Source organism: Candidatus Symbiopectobacterium sp., assembly GCF_020054415.1.
In the GTDB taxonomy this organism is placed as follows: Bacteria; Pseudomonadota; Gammaproteobacteria; order Enterobacterales; family Enterobacteriaceae; genus Symbiopectobacterium.
The window spans coordinates 1-1942 of record NZ_JAHWCO010000264.1 but is presented as its reverse complement, the minus strand read 5'-3'; the positions used below and the strand labels follow the sequence as shown (position 1 = coordinate 1942).

The window sequence follows — 1942 nt, the reverse complement described above, 5'->3', positions numbered from 1 at the left end:
GCCACTTTTGCCATAACCGTGTTTTTTCACAGGAGATGTCTGTTCACAAAACGGGCATCTTACATCAACTTTAGCCACTGTATTCCACATCCAAAACCGGACATTTCACACTGCAATCAACATATTGAATACACGACCCACAGAACGCGCCGTTAGTATGGTACATCTGATTGAGGAGAGAAATCATGCTGGAGTTTTTGTTCGTTGTGGGCTTTTTCGTGATGCTAATGGTCACCGGGATTTCACTGATTGGCGTACTGGGCGCACTGGTCATTGCTGCGGTGGTGATGCTGGTGGGGGGGCTGGTTGTTACCGCCATCAAAGTGCTGCCCTGGCTGCTGCTGGCGGTGGCTATTGTCTGGCTGTGGCGTTACTGGCAGCAAAAACAGCTGCGTGATTACCGCTGATACCACGCGTTGTGACGGCAGCGGCAAATACCGCTTCTGATCACCACGATCCTCGGTAATTTACGCCAATTTTGTGCGCCAGCAGATATTTTTTCCCCTAAGCAACTGTTAAGATGGCGGATCTTGGTCACTATGACTGCCTCCATGTAGCAAGGCGGTTTGCGTAACCGGTAACACGCACAGGACACGCGGCCTCGCGAATCGATAAAAAATGATTTCATCCGCGTCAGAGCATCATCATCCAAAAAAATTACGCCTCGATGCGCTGACGTTCGCCACGCTGTACTCTACATACAGCATGATGAAATATCAAAAATAATGCAGCAACAAGGGCCCCGTTTGGGGCCCTTACTTTTTACGCTGACCGCCTATTATTGCCATTACGACAGACTACAGTGGCTCACTTATCGTCCAGGGATCAGCAGGCAGGAACCATGCGTCTGACGGCTCTCCAGTGCACAATGCGCCTTTTGCGCTTCCGACAGCCCGAAGATCTGATTGGCAGAAACATCTGCCTTGATAGCGCAGCGGGCAATCGGCGAAAACAGCTCGCTTTATCCAGTTCGGCCCGGTTGGTCACATAGCCAAACAGCGACGGACGCGTCACGTAAAGCGACCCTTTCTGATTCAGAATGCCCAGGTTCACGCCGGTCACCGGGCCGGAAGCGTTACCGAAGCTCACCATCAAACCGCGACGTTGCAGGCTGTCGAGCGAGGCTTCCCAGGTGTCTTTACCCACCGAGTCGTACACCACGGGCACCTTCTGCCCATCGGTTAATTCCAATACCCGCTGCGCGATGTTATCACTGCGATAGTTGATGGTCGCCCAGGCACCTGCCTGGCGCGCCAGCGCCGCCTTGTCATCTGACCCGACCGTACCAATAAGTTTCTCACCCAGCGCCTTGGCCCACCGGCAGGCGATCAGGCCAACGCCACCGGCGGCCGCGTAGAACAGGAATGTCTCACCGGATTTGATCTCATAGGTTTCACGCAGCAGGTAGTATACCGTCAGCCTTTTCAGGAACGATGCCGCACCCTGCTCAAAGCTGATGGCCTCTGGCAGATGCGCTACGCGATCTGCCACCACGTTGTGCACCGCACTGTAAGCGCCCAGCCCCGCTTGCGCGTACGCCACGCGATCGCCGACCTGAAAACCACTTACGCCCGCGCCGACTTTCGCCACCACTCCCGCCGCCTCAATGCCCAGCACAGACGGGAAGGTCTATACCGGATAAAGCCCACTGCGCACGTAGGTATCGATAAAGTTGATCCCAACAGCACGGTTTTCAATTTGTACTTCACCCGCAGCCGGTTCACGCGGGGTAAAATCAACGTACTCCAGCACCTCAGGGCCGCCGTGGGTGCTGAATTGAATGCGTTTCGCCATGTTTTCTCGGCTTTGTTGAATAAATAGAACTTTTGGGTAATCATCGGAGCAGATCACCACAGTTGTTTCAAAATCAGGTCTCCATGGCAAAACAAAATTTTAAAATCACCAACTGGCCCTCTTATAACAAGGCCCTCAAGCAGCGCGG

Annotated in this window: 1 protein-coding gene and 2 pseudogenes; 1 reads left to right on the top strand and 2 read right to left on the bottom strand. The window is 53.7% G+C overall.

The annotated features are described in order from the left end of the window. Positions 1–78, bottom strand: a pseudogene (locus tag QZ506_RS07620) (IS1 family transposase); the annotation flags it as partial. A 107-nt stretch (positions 79–185) separates the two neighbouring features. On the opposite strand from QZ506_RS07620, the gene pspG reads away from it, so the two are divergent. Then, positions 186–407: an envelope stress response protein PspG gene (gene pspG / locus QZ506_RS07615; protein ID WP_291970164.1), complete on the top strand. Its 222-nt coding sequence runs from the start codon at positions 186–188 to the stop codon at positions 405–407. A 404-nt stretch (positions 408–811) separates the two neighbouring features. On the opposite strand, the pseudogene QZ506_RS07610 reads toward pspG, so the two are convergent. Then, a pseudogene (locus tag QZ506_RS07610) lies at positions 812–1794 on the bottom strand (quinone oxidoreductase). Positions 1795–1942: the final 148 nt, after the last annotated feature.

Bases quoted from the DNA above. Each gene is read 5' to 3' on its own strand.
- pspG (WP_291970164.1), top strand. From the start codon at position 186: ATGCTGGAGTTTTTGTTCGTTGTGGGCTTTTTCGTGATGCTAATGGTC.